15 protein-coding genes are annotated in these 13,218 nt (G+C 63.4%); 12 read left to right on the top strand and 3 right to left on the bottom strand.

The window, feature by feature from the left end; all coding sequences use genetic code 11:
- Positions 1-156: 156 nt before the first annotated feature.
- Positions 157-726 (bottom strand): dienelactone hydrolase family protein, encoded by a 570-nt coding sequence (locus tag M1E25_RS20040; RefSeq protein ID WP_251417614.1) that lies wholly within the window; start codon positions 724-726, stop codon positions 157-159.
- Between the two features lie 67 nt (positions 727-793).
- Between M1E25_RS20040 and M1E25_RS20035 the strand changes: the two genes are divergently transcribed.
- Complete coding sequence (locus M1E25_RS20035) at positions 794-1,357, top strand: ArsR/SmtB family transcription factor (protein ID WP_251417613.1); 564 nt, start codon at positions 794-796, stop codon at positions 1,355-1,357.
- A gap of 468 nt (positions 1,358-1,825) precedes the next feature.
- The gene (locus M1E25_RS20030; protein WP_251417611.1) at positions 1,826-2,737 is read left to right on the top strand and encodes an IS5 family transposase; all 912 of its coding nucleotides are present in this window, start codon (positions 1,826-1,828) and stop codon (positions 2,735-2,737) included.
- Here the strand turns inward: M1E25_RS20030 and M1E25_RS20025 are convergent.
- Together M1E25_RS20025 and M1E25_RS20020 are read right to left on the bottom strand one after the other, a co-directional pair.
- Positions 2,700-3,203 carry a hypothetical protein gene (locus tag M1E25_RS20025; protein WP_251417610.1) on the bottom strand — a complete coding sequence of 168 codons (504 nt, stop codon included), beginning with the start codon at positions 3,201-3,203 and terminating at the stop codon, positions 2,700-2,702. The two genes, M1E25_RS20030 and M1E25_RS20025, sit on opposite strands and share 38 nt — an antisense overlap.
- A 177-nt stretch (positions 3,204-3,380) precedes the next feature.
- Positions 3,381-4,001, bottom strand: a complete 621-nt coding sequence (locus M1E25_RS20020) for a TetR/AcrR family transcriptional regulator (RefSeq protein WP_251417608.1) — start codon at positions 3,999-4,001, stop codon at positions 3,381-3,383.
- A 76-nt stretch (positions 4,002-4,077) separates the two neighbouring features.
- On the opposite strand from M1E25_RS20020, the gene M1E25_RS20015 reads away from it, so the two are divergent.
- The 10 genes from M1E25_RS20015 to M1E25_RS19970 form a co-directional block, all read left to right on the top strand.
- Positions 4,078-5,088: a DMT family transporter gene (locus M1E25_RS20015; RefSeq protein ID WP_251417606.1), complete on the top strand. Its 1,011-nt coding sequence runs from the start codon at positions 4,078-4,080 to the stop codon at positions 5,086-5,088.
- A gap of 172 nt (positions 5,089-5,260) precedes the next feature.
- Positions 5,261-6,226: a 2OG-Fe(II) oxygenase family protein gene (locus tag M1E25_RS20010; protein WP_251417604.1), complete on the top strand. Its 966-nt coding sequence runs from the start codon at positions 5,261-5,263 to the stop codon at positions 6,224-6,226.
- Positions 6,227-6,352: 126 nt separating this feature from the next.
- A complete protein-coding gene (locus tag M1E25_RS20005) occupies positions 6,353-7,366 on the top strand; it encodes a hypothetical protein (RefSeq protein WP_251417602.1) in 1,014 nt (337 codons plus the stop codon).
- Between the two features lie 78 nt (positions 7,367-7,444).
- The gene (gene mtnA, locus M1E25_RS25810) at positions 7,445-8,974 is read left to right on the top strand and encodes an S-methyl-5-thioribose-1-phosphate isomerase (RefSeq protein WP_251417600.1); all 1,530 of its coding nucleotides are present in this window, start codon (positions 7,445-7,447) and stop codon (positions 8,972-8,974) included.
- 16 nt (positions 8,975-8,990) lie between these two features.
- Positions 8,991-9,656 (top strand): methylthioribulose 1-phosphate dehydratase, encoded by a 666-nt coding sequence (gene mtnB / locus M1E25_RS19995; RefSeq protein WP_251417598.1) that lies wholly within the window; start codon positions 8,991-8,993, stop codon positions 9,654-9,656.
- A complete protein-coding gene (locus tag M1E25_RS19990; protein WP_251417596.1) occupies positions 9,653-10,228 on the top strand; it encodes a 1,2-dihydroxy-3-keto-5-methylthiopentene dioxygenase in 576 nt (191 codons plus the stop codon). The genes mtnB and M1E25_RS19990 overlap by 4 nt, the downstream gene beginning before the upstream one ends.
- Positions 10,225-10,935, top strand: coding sequence for an acireductone synthase (gene mtnC, locus M1E25_RS19985; RefSeq protein ID WP_251417593.1), 711 nt, complete (start codon positions 10,225-10,227; stop codon positions 10,933-10,935). The genes M1E25_RS19990 and mtnC overlap by 4 nt, the downstream gene beginning before the upstream one ends.
- Positions 10,936-10,997: 62 nt before the next feature.
- A complete protein-coding gene (locus M1E25_RS19980) occupies positions 10,998-12,122 on the top strand; it encodes an aminotransferase class I/II-fold pyridoxal phosphate-dependent enzyme (protein ID WP_251417591.1) in 1,125 nt (374 codons plus the stop codon).
- A gap of 18 nt (positions 12,123-12,140) precedes the next feature.
- Positions 12,141-12,932, top strand: a complete 792-nt coding sequence (locus M1E25_RS19975; protein WP_251417589.1) for an S-methyl-5'-thioadenosine phosphorylase — start codon at positions 12,141-12,143, stop codon at positions 12,930-12,932.
- 49 nt (positions 12,933-12,981) lie between these two features.
- Positions 12,982-13,218: adenosylhomocysteinase (locus M1E25_RS19970; RefSeq protein ID WP_251417586.1), on the top strand; the 237-nt coding region annotated here is incomplete at its 3' end.

The following is a 13,218-nucleotide window of genomic DNA, read 5'->3' as shown; positions in this document are numbered from 1 at the left end:
CTGCCCGGCAGGGCCTGGTAACCACAGCACGGACAGGCGTACGTGGGGCCCGTCTGCGGGCTCCGGATGCCAAGGCGCACGGACATAGCCGCGATACGGTCACTCAACATTCCGCATTCAGGACGAAGCCTGGGCCAGTTGGCTGGGCTGCGGCGGTCAGACGGAGGCAAGGAACGCCCGCACCCGCTCCATGAGCAGCGCGGCTGCCTCCGGGTCGTACGCGTCGAGCGAGGCATCGGCGAAAAGGTGCTGGTCGCCCGGATAGACGAAGAGCTCGGCGGCCGCCGTGGAGCCGGCGAGCCCGCGTGCGGCCGGCAGGTCCTCGTTGAAGAATTCGTCGCCCTCCTTGCCGTGGATCTGCACCGGCACCCCCATCGGCCACGCCTCCCCGAACTCCGCGACGGGGATGCAGGAATCCATGAGCAGCGCCCCGCGGGCACCGGGACGGGTCTGCGCAAGCCGCTGGGCGATCGTCACGCCGAAGGAGAACCCGGCGTAGACGAGCCCGGGGCCTAGTTCGTCGGCCACGGCGCCGCCGCACTCACGGATCGCGTCGAACCCCGTATCACGCGCGAATCCGAAACCCTCCTCGATGCTGCCGAACGTGCGGCCGTCGAACAGGTCGGGCGTGTGCACGGTGTGCCCGGCCTGTCGCAAGCCGTCGGCGAAGGCATGCACTCCGTCGGTCAGGCCCTGGATGTGGTGGAACAGCAGCACTTCGGCCATGTCAGCGGTTTCCCTCGCCCATTGTTCGACTCTTTTGGAACATTCCGGGATGCTAGTCTGTTCTTCCATGGTCGACAACCCCCCGGATTACGAGCTGGCCGACCGGATGGCCCTGACCAGGCCGGCCCAGGTGAAGGCCATCGGCCATCCGCTCCGCACCACGATCCTGCAGCTCCTCCACGAGCGGGCCGCGACCGTCACCGACCTCGCGACCGCGGTCGAGCGCCCCAAGAGCACGGTCGCGCACCACGTGGACGTGCTCACCCGCAACGGCCTGCTCCAAGTGGTGCGCACACGGAAGGTGCGGGCGATCGAGGAGCGCTTCTACGGGCGCACCGCGCGCATGTTCCACGTGGCAGCGGAGCCATCATCGGCTGGAGAAGGGGTGCCGGGCGACTTCAACGACTTCGAGGTGGCTGCACGCGAGTCCGCGAAGGCGTTCGAGCAGGGAAGGCTCTGGGGCTTCATCCGGCATGCGCGCATCTCGGAGGATCAGGCCTCTCAGTTCTGGGACCGGATGGCCGAACTTGTTGATGAGTTCGACCGGATGCCGAGGTCCGGCGAAACCATGTACGGGTTCGCGATCGGCATCTACCCCACCGGTCACCCGACCCTGCCCAAAGCGGAGTGACGGACCTATTCGAGCATCGCGGACAGCCGTGATCGTACCTGGTCAGCCGGTTCGGAGCCGTCGAAACTGACGATGGGCCGGCAGGCCGAGCCGGGGGTGAGTGGGGGTGGCCGAGGGTGGCCGAGGGTGGTCGGCATGCCCGCATCGATGCGGATCACCTCGAGGGCTTGTCGAAGCACGCGAGCGGCCGTAGGCGTCAACCGGCAGCGTCACCTGCCGCTCCGACGCATGCGGGCCACCAAGAGGCCGGTCGGAGCTTGTTGCCGCTGCCCCCTCCGAGACCAACGTCTCGTCACAGAGATCGAAACGTACGCAGTATCGCTAAGAAGCTGTAGTCCTATCGATCTTGAGTGCGGTGTGATCGAAAGTGGCTGGTGGGGCGGGTGATTTTGCGGCGGTCGTGCATGAAGACAGGGCCCCTGGTGCAGTTCGGAGTTGCTGAGACACCGAATGCGCCCGGAGGCCCTGTTGTCCTTGTTGTACGTGCTGACGCCCGTGGACTTCAACTCGTCCGACGTGTCGTGCGATTGCCTCGCTCACCGGTTCGGGAACGCCGCCGACCGGCCTGATCGTGCCCGGGCCTATGACACGGACCTGACCGATGCCGAGTGGGAGAGAATCCGGCCGCTACTGCCGGTTCCGGCGTGGATGGAGGGGCGGGGCGGACGGCCGGAAGGCTACTGCCACCGCGTGATGCTGGACGCGATCTTCTACGTGGTCGACGGTGGCATCAAGTGGCGCGCGATGCCCGTGGACTTCCCGCCCTGGCACCGGGTCTACGCCTTCTTCCGCCGCTGGCGGGAGACCGGACTGGTCGCCGAGCTCCACGACCGGCTGCGGGGCACGGTCCGCGAGGCACAGGGGCGGGACGCGGAACCCACGGCAGCGGTGATCGACTCGCAGTCCGTGAAGGCAGACGCGGTCGTCGGCTCCACCAGCCGGGGCTACGACGGCGGGAAGAAGATCAATGGCAGGCGCCGGCACCTGATCTGCGACACCACCGGCGTGCTGTTGATGATCAACGTGACCGCTGGCTCGGTCACCGACCGCCAGGCGGCCGCCGACATGCTGCCCGTCCTGCGCGACCGTTTCCCCACGATCGCCAGACTGTGGGCGGACGGCGGCTACACCGGCACCCTGATCACCTGGGCCCTGGCCGCCCTGCACCTGGTCGTCACGGTGATCAAACGTAGTGACGACGTCGCCGGCTTCGTCGTCCTGCCGCGACGGTGGGTGGTGGAGCGCACGTTCGCGTGGCTGATGCGCTCACGCCGCCTGGCCCGCGACTACGAACGCCGCCCCGACACGAGCGAGGTGATGATCCTCTGGTCAATGACCATGCTCATGACCCGCCGCCTCGCAGCCCCGGCGCGAGCGTGAACCGCCCCGAGCCCTCCTTGACCAGCCAGCCCCGGTCCGCCAGCCGGTTCGACTTCGAGCGCACTCCCTCGACCTTCGCCGGCACCGGCTCCAGCCCGAGCTCCGAAGCGATCTCCCGGCAGACCAACGCCGCCCCCGAGCCGGCCAGGATCCCCATGATCCGCTGATAGGCGGGTGACAGCACCGACACCCCAAGGCCCTCACTCCACACCGGCACGATCGCCCCCGGCACGGCACCGTCTCCCGACACCGGCGCCGCGGTCGCCGCGGCAACCTCCTCGAGACCGCCACCAACCGGACCAGCCACCACCTCGGCCAGAACCTCTCGCGCCGTCACGAAGCGCTCCCAGAAAAGCTCCGCGTCACGCAACTCGGCACGAACCCGGTCGACTTCCTCACGCAAAGCCTCAACCCGCTCCCGGGCACCGCGCTCCCGCTCCTCCAGCAGCCCGACCACCGACGGCATCCCGAACCTCCACGACCGCAACGACACAACGTGTCCTGCATGCCACGAAACCCACGACACCATGCCTGACCAGCAAAAAGTCAGCGATCAAGTACGGAAAGACAACAGCCTCTAATGTCGGGCAGTGGCGTCATCGATTGATGAGCGCCGCCTACCTTCAGCTTCGATCAGGCAGACTCAAGAGGCGCTGAGTTCTTCCCGGATCAGGACAGCGGCCATTTGTTCGGCAAGGTCGGCAGCGTCTTCGACGGAGCGCATTGAGTTGGCGATGCAGGCACCTTCATGCAGGATCAGCAGACGGCTGGCGAGCCGCTCCGGCTCCTTGGCTCCTGCTTCAGCAGCCAGATCACCCAGGTAAGCGTGCAGCCAAGCCTTCTGATCGCGCGCGATCTCCTGGCCGGCGTGGTCCTGAGGTAGTTCGACGTAGGCGTTAACGAAGGCACAGCCACGGGGGTTGCGCTCTTGCATCCAGCTCCGCAGAGCCGCGAACGTGGCGAGCAGTTTGTCCTCTGCAGGGCCGTCGATGCCGTTCATGTGCTGGACAAGGGTCGATCGCCACAACCCGTCGCGAGCGCGGAGGTAAGCCAGGATCAGATCTTCTTTGGAGCCGAATCGGTCGTAGATCGTCTTTTTCGTGACGCCGGACTCCTCGGCGATGGTGTCAACGCCGACAGCGCGTATGCCCTGCTCGTAGAAGAGCCGCGAAGCGGTCTCCAGGATCTTCAGGCCGGCTGGCGTCTGGTGCTGCACATCACGACGCTTTCCCGGCCGCTTTGCCGCGCTGCCGTCCTCGCTCATGCCCTTGACGTTACACCCAACGGTATGCTTACGTCACTAGGTAAACCGGTGTGTATACCTGCAAGGAGTCGAGATCTTGGATGGGCTACGTGCAGGACTCAAGGCTCAACCGGTCGTCGCCGCAGTCTTCGTGATCATGTGGAGCTCCGGCTTCATCGGAGCTGCCATCGGAACCGCGGTTTCCAGTGCGGTCACCCTGTTGATGTGGCGCTTCATCGTCGTAGGTGTCCTGCTGGTGACCTGGCAGTTCGTAATCAGGCGCCGACGGCTGACCCTCCGTGAAGTCGCAGTGCTTGCGCTGCTCGGCATCTTCTCTCAGAGCATCTATCTGTTCAGCATGTTCAAGGCGGTGGAGCTGGGGGTGACCAGCGGGATCGTCTCGCTCGTGGACGCTCTGCAACCAGTGCTGGCCAGCACGCTTGCCAGCCTCCTGTTGAGTGAGTACATCTCTCTGCGCAAGTGGGCCGGTCTGGCCATCGGGCTGTTGGGTGTCGGCGTGGTCATCAGTGGAGACCTCGGGCTGCGCCCTGGAGTGCCGACCTGGGCCTACGCCATTCCCTTCGTAGGCATGGTGGCCCTGACCGTGGCAACGATCATCGAACGCAAGGCGAACCTTCGCACTTCGCTCTCTGACTCGCTCGCGGTGCAATGCGGCGCCAGTGCGGTCTTCTTCACGGTTGTGGGTCTTTGGACCGGACAAGCCCCCATGTCAACGGATGGTCAGTTCTGGCTGGCCATCGCATGGCTCATCATTCTCTCCACCATGGGTGGATACGGCTTGTACTGGATCATCCTCCAGCGGCACGGCGTTGCCTATGTCAGCAGCCTCATCTATCTCACGGCGCCGGCCACGATGATTTGGGGATACGTCATGTTCGGTGACCGGATCAGCCTGGTCAGCGCCGTCGGTCTCGTCGTCTGTGTCGCCGGCGTCTACCTCGTGCACCGACGAAACTCGGCCGCGACCAGCGAGCAGCCGTCGTCAATGCCCCCCACGGCGCCCCAGATGGAGCTGCCCGAGTTGTCCACTGCCTATCGCCCATCTCGCGTCGACGGTGGAGAGAAGGCGAGTGAGGAGACGCCATAGGCCTGGCGTTTTCCCTGTCCGTGCAGTTCACAGTGTCATGTCGCTCGACGTGTCTTGAGCATTTGGCGGAATCCTTTCTTCCGAAGGCGGTTGACGCCCCCGGGGAAACGCCTCTACTGTCTGTATCCACACCGGTGAGTATACCTAGGGTGTACGCCTAAGGAGATGCACCATGGCGATCGACCTTTCAGGCAACAAGAGGAAGGGAGCGCTTGAGCTCCCCAAGACGGCAACCGGGTTTGACCAGGTGTTCCATGCCGTCCGTGCACGTAAGCCGCGCTATGACGGCAAACTCCCGACCGAACCTCGGTGGAGGAGCGACTTCGTCCTCCAGGACATCAAACCGCCGACCCTGAAACTGCAGGACTTCGGCTACGAGGCAGGCGAACTCAACCGCGGCTACGGAACGATCGATGAGACCGCCCTCGCCGGCCCCACCCAACTCCTGACGCCCGAAGGGGTCGTTTCCCTCAAGGGCGTATGCGACAAGCTCGAAGCCTACGCTGGCAGCAGCGAATTCATCGTGACGCGCCGGGTGCGCGGCGCCGATCTCATGTCGCCCTTCATCAACAACATGATCCGCGACCGCAACTTCCTCCTGGCGTGCTCCCGCATGGTGGGAGTGCCCCTCATCCCGCACCCTCTGCGCACGCCGACAGTGCAGATCAACTACTTCGAAGGGCGCTCAGGAGACGAGCGCGAGATCGCAAAGTGGCACCGAGATGGCATGGACTACGTCTTCACCATCCAGCTGAACGACGCGAGCGAATACGAGGGCGGCCGCTTCAAATACTTCCAGGGCCGCACCGACGACTTCGACGGTGTCACCGAGAGCGACGAGCGCATCAAGGAAGCTCCGTGTGACGACCTCGGAGCGACCCTGTTCATCCACGGCAGCCACATGTACCACGCCGTCACACCAGTGACCTCCGGGCGCCGCGTCACCTTCGTGCTCTCCCTGTTCTGCCCCTACTTCTCCAGCCAGGACTCCAACACCTTCTGGCACCTGGCCGGCGATGACGGAATCCTCGCCACAATTCCCAACTGGTTGCGCCTCAAGTGGCCGACCAAGAATCCGTCCATAGACTTCAGCCTGCGAGCCGGCAGCCCTGCCATCACCTGGTCGGACCTTCAGTAGCCAGAATCTGCGAAGCCCGCCAAGGCGACAGGTCCAGGGAAGCACTCAATCATCCTCACCCAGTTTCGCGAGGGCTCAGCCCTGCGAAAAAACAGCCGCACAGCGGCCCGAAGTGAAGGAATGTCCATGTCTCAGGCTGTTGCAGCCCCGGTGCAGTCCGGATCGAATCTCATCGAGCAGATCAGGAGCGGCCTCTCCACCTATCTGCGAGTTCCCGAAGACAGCATCGACGTTCCGAAGAACGTCGACAAGTACCACGACAAGAACGCCCCGACCAAGTCGGACCCCGCCCTGGAAGAAGTCTTCCGCCTCATGTGGGCCCTCAACGAACGAGGCCTCTCCGATCAGCAGATCGGAAACACCGAGCTTCGAACCCGATCGCTGACCACAGCACTCGATGAGACCCTGGACGACATCGCCAAGCAGCTGGACGGCGAGCCGCTCCAGTACACCGAGTTGGGACCGGAGCCCGTCAAGACCAAGTACATCCTGCGTAGCCTGAAGGAACGTGGCGTCGATATCCAGCGCTACAACGGCGTCGACATCAATCCGGCGTCGAAGGAGACGATGGCCCGCGAACTATCCTCCATCATCCCGGCCGAGCGCTTCGCCTACCAGCAGACCCTCTTCGAAGAGCTCGGCGAGCGCGAGTACCGCTTGCCCGGGGTTCGAAACCTGATCACGATGCTCGGCTTCGAAGAGGGCAACGAACACCCCGCAGCCATCAACGAGATGCTGGACCGGATCCTTGAGCCGGGTGACCTCTTCCTCTCGGAGATGCAGATCCTCTCCGATGCGGGGTGGCACCCCATCTTCAACTTCTATCAGAACGACCTGATGCGCAGGTTCTCCAAGCTCGCTCTCGAGCGCAGCAAGCCGCGTGTGGAGTCCGAATACGGGGTCTACCTGGTGCCACTGTCCCTCGGTACAGACGGGGCGCCGACCATGGCCGCGGTCACCGCGGAGCGCATACGCAATTCCCAAACTGGTGACGACAGCATCTTCGTCACCAACTACTGCCTCAAGTTCGCTCTCGACGAGTACCGCCACCTCCGCGAGAGCTCGGGACGGCTCAAGGTGCTCGCCCAGCGCACCACTGCCGACGACTCCGTCGTCTTCCAGCTCACCCAAAAGCTCTGACCCGCCCCCCACCCGGCCCGGCCCCCGCAGCCACCCCCCGGCACAGGGGGCCGGCGTCGGTCTCTTAAGGAGCAAAGGGTGTCCCGATCAATCGCCTGGCAGGACGGAAAGATCCACTTAGTGGATCAACGCGCGCTCCCCGGAACCCACTCCTGGCTGCGCATCGCCACCGTCGACGAACTCATCGAAGCCATCACGACGCTCGCCGTGCGCGGTGCACCAGCCCTGGCACTGGTCGGCGCACTTGGCGTGGCCCTGTCTGCGTCGAAACATACCTCCGTGGCCGGAGTCGATCACACATCTGTACGTGCTGACGCACACCGCATCGCTCAATCACGCCCCACAGCCGTCAACCTCTCATGGGGAGTCAAGCGCGCTCTCAAGAGAGTTGCAGAGGGCGCCGAGGCAGTACTCGCCGAAGCCCTCACCATGCTCGAAGATGATGAACGCCTCAATCGCGCAGCAGCCCGACATGCCGCTGACTTCATAGCCAATGTTGCGCAGGGCGATCGCTTGCGGATCCTGACCCACTGCAACACTGGGCGGTTGGCCACCGGCGCATGGGGCACTGCTCTCGGTGCCATACGCGACTTGCACGAACGCGACCTTGTCCGGGAGGTCCTGGCCACAGAGACGCGCCCACTGCTCCAGGGCGCACGACTGACTGTCTGGGAACTTCAGGAAGAGAACATCCCCGTACGGCTCGGGCCTGACTCCGCAGCAGCCTCAGCCATGCAGGCGGGCGATGTGGACTGCGTCATCGTCGGCGCTGACCGGATCGCTGCTAACGGTGACGTGGCAAACAAGATCGGAACCTACCCGCTTGCGCTCGCCGCCGCTCGGCACCACATTCCGTTCATCGTCGTCGCCCCTGAGTCCACCATCGACGTCTCACTGCTCGACGGAACAACAATTCCCATAGAACAGCGAGGCCCGGAAGAGGTCACCTCGGTGGCTGGAGTTCAGGTCGCTCCCTCTGGCACCGCCGTATACAACCCGGCCTTCGACGTGACTCCGCACGACTTGATCAGTGCCATCGTGACAGAGCGCGGGATCTGGACCCCTCGGCCCACTGACCTCGAGAGAGACCTGGAGCGATTCACCGCGGTAGTGCACGACTACCCCACGCCGGGAGTGGTCTTCCAGGATCTTGCGGGCGCTTATAGACATGCTGGGCTGTTGAGAGCCGCCGGCCGCGAGCTTGCCCGCCGAGCACGCGGCACCTTCAACGCCGTAGTCGGAATCGAAGCCAGAGGCTTCATCCTTGCCAGCGTACTGGCAGCGGACGCTGGCGTACCGCTTGTACTGGCGCGCAAGCCCGGAAAAACACCCGGAAAGATCCAATCCACCACTTACCGCAGCGAGTATTCCGAGGATCAGCTGGAGATACCTGCTGACGCACTCGGACCCCAGCACGACGTTCTCGTGATCGACGACGTCCTGGCCACAGGCGGGACTCTCGAGGCAGCCCGCCTGCTGGTCGAAGCATGCGGAGCACGAGTCAGCCGGTTCGGTGTGATCACCCAGATCGCTGCTTTGGGCGGGGCCAGCCGACTGGCTCCCACACCCGTGGACGCCTTGCGAACCGTGCCCCCACCACAGCAATAACCCGAAAGGACCGAGAGTGAAACCCGTGAAGCTTGAGCCCTCCGTGGAAGTGCATCGAGGACTCATCGCCGCAACGTGCCGAGAGCTGTACCGGCGGGGGTGGATGGAAGGCACCGCAGGCAACGTCTCCACGAGGTCCGGGGAAGCGGTCGTCATCTCCGCAAGCGGCTGCAGCAAGGGACAGATGTCCCGTCAGGACACGGTCATCGTGGACGGAGACAGCGGGCTTCCTCTCGTCGGAGAAGTCGAGTGGCCATCGGCAGAGACAGCGATTCACCTGGCCATCTATCAGAACATCCCTGACAGTGGAGCGGTCGTCCACACGCATTCTCCGCACGCGACAGCTCTGGCCTCCCTGACGGCAGAAGCGAACACCCTTGGCTACGCCCGGTTCGAGGAACTGGAGCTCGCCAAGGGATTGGGCGTCGAGGACCCAAACGACGTGCGAGTCCCTGTGTTCCCCAACTGGTTCGAAGTGCAGCGCATCGCTGATGAGGTCAGCACATACCTCAAGACCCAGAGCACCCAGCCCCCAGTGCTGCTGATCGCCCGACACGGCGTGACCACCTGGGGCCGGGATCTCGAACAGGCGCGCAACCGAATGGAGTGCATCGAAGCACTCTGCCACCAGCTGATCCTTACCAGTGCGCACACTGTCCAGAAGATGGAGGACCTCCGATGACCCTTCTGCAGATCATGCCTGATGAGGCCCCGCAGGAAGTGACGCTCCGCACAGACGACGCAGAGGTCATTCAGGGCGAACTGAGCAACATCGGGGTGCGATACGAGCGATGGGCAGCTGACCACCCGCTGCCGGCCGACCTCGCCGACTCCGAGATCACCGATGCTTACAGCAGTCACATAGACCGCATCTGCGCCGAAGAGGGGTACCGACTCGTCGACGTCGCGCGTATGACACCCGCCCCAGAAGACCCAAACTGGCCGGCACTTGCCCGCAAGGCGCGAGAGAAATTCCTGGAGGAACACTTCCACACCGAGGACGAGGTGCGGTTCTTCGTGGAGGGAACAGGGTGCTTTTACCTCCACGTCAACGGCAAGGTCTATGCGATGGTGTGCACCTCGGGTGACCTGCTGTCCGTCCCCAGTCGAACCGTGCACTGGTTCGACATGGGCAGTGAGCCGCATTTCACCGCCATACGCTTCTTCCAAGAAGAGGATGGCTGGGTCGGCCAGTTCTTGCCCCACAGCATCGCCTCGCGGTTTCCCACCCTTGATGAACTGCGCTCCGCATGAACGGCGCTGTCGTTCTCGACATAGAAGGCACCACCAGCGCAGCCGCTCACGTCAAGAACCTGCTCTTCCCGTACGCGCGGAAACGGCTCGCGGACTGGGTCAACGACCGCGGCCACGAACCTCGGGTCAAGGCCGCCCTGGACGAAGCGCGCGAGCTTATCCGGGAGCACTCTGTCCGTCAGTCGGGGGATCAAGCTGAACTCGTCAGAGTACTCGAACAATGGTCGGACGAGGATCGCAAGGTCACACCCCTCAAGACCCTGCAGGGAATGATCTGGTCAGAAGGCTATGCCCGCGGTGACCTGCAGGGACACATCTATCCCGACAGCGTACAAGCGATCCAGACGTGGCGGGTGAGCGGAACGCCCCTATTCATCTACTCCTCAGGGTCGGTTCTGGCGCAGCAGCAGTGGTTCACTCATACACCCTATGGCGACCTCACGGGCCACTTGGCCGGCTACTTCGACACGGAGACAGCGGGCCCGAAGCGTGAAACTGCTTCATACCACGCCATAGCGAAATGCATCGACGTACAGCCTCAGCTCATTCTCTTCGTCTCCGACAGCCGTCAAGAGCTCGATGCCGCCCGTCGAGCGCAATGGCGCACCGGCTGGGTGAAACGCCCCCAGGAAGATCCGTCCCCAGAATCAAGTGATCACGCCACATATCCTGATCTGCTCTCAGTCGCTCGAAGGGAGACCTCATGACGAGGACGCCCACTCAGGCCACGCGCAGAGGCGCAGGTCTGGGGACGACCATCTTCACTGAGATGACCGACCTCGCTCTCCGCACCGGATCCATCAACCTGGGGCAAGGGTTCCCGGACACGGACGGCCCCTCCAAGGTCATCGAGGCTGCGAGACAAGCCCTATCTCACGGAGCGAACCAGTACCCACCGCTCAACGGGACGGCACCTCTCAGGGAAGCAATCGCGAACCAGCGACAGCACCGCTATCAAACCCCTTACAACCCTCAAGAGCAGATAGTCGTCACTACCGGAGCCACAGAAGCCATCACCGCAGCGATACTTGCACTCTGCGAACCCGGCGAAGAAATAATCACGTTCGACCCCGCCTACGACGTCTATCCAGCAGCTGCACGCTTCGCCGGAGCACGTTGTCGACGCATTCCTTTGTGCCCAACCCTTCACGGATACGAATTCGATCCGCAAGAACTTGCCGCGGCAGTCAATGCCAAAACGAGGCTTGTCGTCCTCAACACCCCCCACAATCCCACCGGCAAGATCTTCACCTCAGCTGAACTTCAGAACATCGCAGATGTGTGCATTCGTCATAACCTCATCGCGGTAACCGATGAGGTATACGAATACCTCACCTACGAGGATTACGAGCACACACCGCTCGCATCACTCCCTGGCATGGAGGAGCGCACTCTCACCGTATCGTCAGCCGGCAAGACATTCAGCCTCACAGGATGGAAAGTCGGCTGGGCCTGCGGCCCCACCCATTTGGTGAGCGCGATGCGATCTGTCAAGCAGTACCTGACCTTCGCCTCCGCAGCCCCGCTGCAGGATGCAGTGGCCATAGGGCTGACCAGTGAAGAAGGCTGGGTAGCCGGACTCCGACGCAACCTCGCAGCGAATCAGGAGATTCTTTCCCAAGGGCTCCGCAAAGCAGGCTTCAACGTGCTGCCGGCCGAAGGTGGCTACTTCCTCCAAGCCGACGTGTCACCCACCGACCAACCCGAAGCCCTAGATTTCTGCCGGAATCTGCCGCATATGGGAAAGATCGTCGCCATTCCCACCCAGGCATTCTCGGCACCCGAAAACACGAAACGCTACAGCTCCCTCGTCCGCTTCGCGTTCTGCAAGAACGACGAAGTAATGAAGGTCGCTGCCCAGCGCATAGTCACCTGCTTCCAGCACCACCGATAACGCATACGACGGAGCCCCATGACCAGTCAGTCTGCAGAAATTGCCGTAATTGGAGGGTCCGGCCTCTATGCGTTGCTGGACAAAGCCGAAGAGATTCACCCGGACACGCCCTATGGGAAGCCGAGCGATCCGCTGACTATCGGCTCCATCTGCAACCGGAGAGTCGCCTTCTTGCCGCGACACGGGAGAAAGCATCAATTCGCCCCACATTGCGTAAACTACCGAGCCAACCTGTGGGCCATCAAAGAACTGGGCATTTCCCAGGTAGTCGGCATAGGCGCCGTAGGCAGTCTCACGGCCGATATCCCGCCTGGAAGTCTCGTCGTGCCGGACCAACTCGTCGATCGCACCAACGGACGAGACCAGACGTACTTCGAAGGACCAAACGTCGCTCACGCCCCCTTCGCTGACCCCTATTGTTCCGATAGCCGCCACACTGCTCTTGAAGCTGCCGAGCGCTGCGACTGGCGTGCGGTAGACGGTGGCACCCAAGTAGTCATTCAGGGACCCCGCTTCTCCACTCGTGCAGAATCCCGCTGGTACGCCGACCAGGGGTGGTCGATCGTCGGTATGACCGCACATCCAGAAGTCGTGCTGGCCCGCGAACTGGGTCTTTGCTACATCCCGCTCTGCCTTGTCACAGACCTCGACGCGGGCGTTGAGGCCGGCGAAGGCGTGACACAAGAAGAAGTCATGGATGCCTTCGCCCGGAACCTCAAGCGACTCACAGGCGTGCTCCACGAACTCATCGGCCTCCTCCCGCCACAGCCCAACTGCACATGCAGTGACCTGCGCCCCGCAGCGCTCTAGGCGCGCGCCTCGAACCCACTCCCGCTCGAAACCATGAGGAGCAGACCGCATGACGACAGCTGTCAACGGCCAGGACTTCAAGGTCGCCGACCTCTCCCTGGCGGCCTTCGGCCGCAAGGAGATCGTCCTCGCCGAGCACGAGATGCCGGGTCTGATGGCCATCCGTGAGGAGTACGCCGCGTCGCAGCCGCTGGCCGGTGCACGGATCACCGGCTCGCTGCACATGACGGTGCAGACCGCGGTGCTCATCGAGACCCTCGTCGCGTTGGGCGCCGAGGTCCGCTGG

Source organism: Streptomyces meridianus (assembly GCF_023703325.1).
GTDB lineage: Bacteria > Actinomycetota > Actinomycetes > Streptomycetales > Streptomycetaceae > Streptomyces > Streptomyces meridianus.
Note: the sequence above shows the minus strand (reverse complement) of the source record. Positions and strands in the feature narration are given on the sequence as shown.

What these genes read in the sequence shown, in the direction of transcription:
- M1E25_RS19980 (WP_251417591.1), top strand. Translation starts at nt 10,998, where the DNA reads ATGACCGACCTCGCTCTCCGCACCGGATCCATCAACCTGGGGCAAGGG.
- M1E25_RS20025 (WP_251417610.1), bottom strand. Translation starts at nt 3,203, where the DNA reads ATGCCGTCGGTGGTCGGGCTGCTGGAGGAGCGGGAGCGCGGTGCCCGG.
- M1E25_RS19975 (WP_251417589.1), top strand. Translation starts at nt 12,141, where the DNA reads ATGACCAGTCAGTCTGCAGAAATTGCCGTAATTGGAGGGTCCGGCCTC.
- M1E25_RS20010 (WP_251417604.1), top strand. Translation starts at nt 5,261, where the DNA reads ATGGCGATCGACCTTTCAGGCAACAAGAGGAAGGGAGCGCTTGAGCTC.
- M1E25_RS19990 (WP_251417596.1), top strand. Translation starts at nt 9,653, where the DNA reads ATGACCCTTCTGCAGATCATGCCTGATGAGGCCCCGCAGGAAGTGACG.
- mtnC (WP_251417593.1), top strand. Translation starts at nt 10,225, where the DNA reads ATGAACGGCGCTGTCGTTCTCGACATAGAAGGCACCACCAGCGCAGCC.
- M1E25_RS20005 (WP_251417602.1), top strand. Translation starts at nt 6,353, where the DNA reads ATGTCTCAGGCTGTTGCAGCCCCGGTGCAGTCCGGATCGAATCTCATC.
- M1E25_RS20020 (WP_251417608.1), bottom strand. Translation starts at nt 4,001, where the DNA reads ATGAGCGAGGACGGCAGCGCGGCAAAGCGGCCGGGAAAGCGTCGTGAT.
- M1E25_RS20035 (WP_251417613.1), top strand. Translation starts at nt 794, where the DNA reads ATGGTCGACAACCCCCCGGATTACGAGCTGGCCGACCGGATGGCCCTG.
- M1E25_RS20040 (WP_251417614.1), bottom strand. Translation starts at nt 726, where the DNA reads ATGGCCGAAGTGCTGCTGTTCCACCACATCCAGGGCCTGACCGACGGA.